At 64.9% G+C, this 2,253-nt stretch carries 4 protein-coding genes; all 4 read right to left on the bottom strand.

Annotated features, from left to right (window positions below; genetic code table 11):
* Positions 1–453: DUF374 domain-containing protein (locus EN914_RS32765; RefSeq protein ID WP_127389558.1), on the bottom strand; the 453-nt coding region annotated here is incomplete at its 3' end.
* Between the two features lie 5 nt (positions 454–458).
* Positions 459–704: a DUF4170 domain-containing protein gene (locus tag EN914_RS32760; protein ID WP_024504831.1), complete on the bottom strand. Its 246-nt coding sequence runs from the start codon at positions 702–704 to the stop codon at positions 459–461.
* Positions 705–807: 103 nt separating this feature from the next.
* On the bottom strand, positions 808–1,611 hold the full coding sequence (locus EN914_RS32755; protein WP_013532346.1) for a 3'(2'),5'-bisphosphate nucleotidase CysQ: 804 nt from the start codon (positions 1,609–1,611) through the stop codon (positions 808–810).
* The coding region (locus EN914_RS32750) for a metallopeptidase TldD-related protein (RefSeq protein WP_164779090.1) at positions 1,598–2,253 on the bottom strand (656 nt) is incomplete at its 5' end. The genes EN914_RS32755 and EN914_RS32750, both read right to left, overlap by 14 nt.

The raw sequence follows: 2,253 nt of genomic DNA, 5'->3' as shown, positions 1-2,253 counted from the left end.
TTTCAGGGCGATAAGCGCTTTTGCCCCACCCTTGTCGAGGTGCCTGGCATTTTCCCGCCCGCCCGAGCCGCGCACCGCCTCGATGCCGAATTTTTCCAGCATCAAGGCGTTGAGCTCGGCATCGGCGCTGCGCGAAACCATGGCGACCAGCGGCTTGCGCTTGGGATAATAGGCAGGCGTCAGCAGATGCTGGCCGTGCCACAAGGCGATGATGCCAGGCTCGAACTCGGTATAGGCACCGCCCGAAAACCGTGCCGATCCCTCGACGACGCGATTGGTGAGGCGCACGAAGCGGACGAACTGGGCGAACAGGCTGGCGATGGCGTTCTTGACGAATCGCGACTGCGCAAGCGGTTGGCGAATCTTGCGCCAGAAGGCCTTGGTCGTGCGGCTGCGTCCTCTGCCCGTGGGCGCGGCATCGCTTGCTGGCCCTTTCGCCAGGTCATGCTCCATCGAAGTCAACCGGCAGCCTTGTTGTCGGGGTCCAGCAGCCGGTGCAGATGAACGACGAAGTAACGCATGTGAGCGTTGTCCACGCTGGCTTGCGCCTTGGCTTTCCACGCCGTGTGCGCGGATTGATAGTCGGGATAGATGCCGACGATGTCGAGCTCGTCGAGATCGCGGAATTCGGTGCCGCCAAGCTTCTTCAGTTCGCCACCGAACACCAGATGCAAAAGCTGTTTCTTTCCGTCTTCCGCGGCCATGTCGGTCCTTCACATATCGTGAGTTTGTCACAGGTCTAGACCAAAGCCGCCGACTTTGGAACCTTTAGGGCGAGATGAATTCATCTCGCCCGGGAAAACGCCTTCACGTGTCCAGACCGGCGATGACGCCGGCGAGCACGGCCAGCAATTCACCGCTGCCGGCAGCAAGGGCGCCGTGACGAGTCACCTCGCCGGCATAAAGTGGAGCGCGGCCATGCTGGTCGAGCAGCTGGCCGCCGGCCTCGCGCAGGATGAGGTCGGCCGCTGCAATGTCCCAGTCATGCGCGTTCGGCTTGACGAAAGTGGCGTCCAGCGCGCCATTGGCGATCATGGCCAGCCGATAGGCGAGCGAAGGGCTGTAAGGCGCCCGCTTCAGCCGCGCCTGCCATTCGGCAGGCATCAGGTCGGTCAACTGCTTCAGCCCGGAAATCTCGGCCGTTTCCGCCAGCTTGCGAACCGCAATGCGCTTGCCGTTGCGGAAAGCACCCTGGCCGGGCAGCGCCCAATAGGTCTCCTCCATCGCCGGGCATTCCAGCACGCCGGCCAGCGTGCGGCCATGCTCGACGACGGCGACGCTGACGCACCAGGTGCGCTGGCCTTCCAGGAAACCGCGCGTGCCGTCGATCGGGTCGACGACGAAGGTGCGGCGTGCCGAAAGCCGGACCGGATCGTCAACTGTCTCTTCCGACAGCCAGCCATAATCCGGCCGCGCCGCCAGCAATGTTTCGCGCAGATAGGCGTCGGCCGCGTGGTCGGCCTCGCTGACCGGTGATGTGCCGCCCTTCATCCAGACTTGCGGGCTGTTGCCGAAGTAGCGCATGGCGATCACCCCCGCCTCGCGGGCGGCATCGCGCAGCAGCGGCAAGTCTTCGGTGGCTCCGGCAGTGGTCAGGTCATGCTCCGGCAAGGGTCATGCCTTCGATCAGGAGCGTCGGCGCCGCGGTGCCGAAATTGCGATCGAGGTCATCGGCCGGCACCATGTTGAGGAACATCGTCTTCAGGTTCGAGGCGATGGTGACCTCGGCGACGGGATAGGCCAGTTCGCCATTCTCGATCCAGAAACCGGAAGCGCCGCGGCTGTATTCGCCGGTGACCATGTCGACGCCCTGGCCGAACACCTCGGTGACGTAGAAGCCGGTCTTGAGCGATTTGATCAGCTCTTCCGGCGACCGCTCGCCGGGTTCGATGGCGAGATTGGTGGAGGATGGCGTAACGGAGGAGCCGCTGCGTGCGCCGCGGCCGTTGGTGACGAGGCCCAGCTCCCTTGCAGCCGAGGTCGACAGGAACCAGTGGTTGAGCACGCCCTTCTCGACCATCAACAGCTTTTCGCCCTCGACGCCTTCGCCGTCGAACGGACGCGAGGCCTGGCCACGTCGCCGGAGCGGCTCGTCGGTGACGGTGATGGCGGAGGCGGCCACCTGCTTGCCCATCATGTCGCGCAGGAACGAGGTCTTGCGCGCGACCGAGGCGCCGTTGATGGCGCCGGCGAGATGGCCGGCGATGCCGCGCGCGACGCGTGGGTCGAACACCACGTCGACCGGCCCGGTCG

The organism is Mesorhizobium sp. M7A.F.Ca.CA.001.08.2.1, assembly GCF_003998455.1.
In the GTDB taxonomy this organism is placed as follows: Bacteria; Pseudomonadota; Alphaproteobacteria; order Rhizobiales; family Rhizobiaceae; genus Mesorhizobium; species Mesorhizobium ciceri.
Note: the sequence above shows the minus strand (reverse complement) of the source record. Positions and strands in the feature narration are given on the sequence as shown.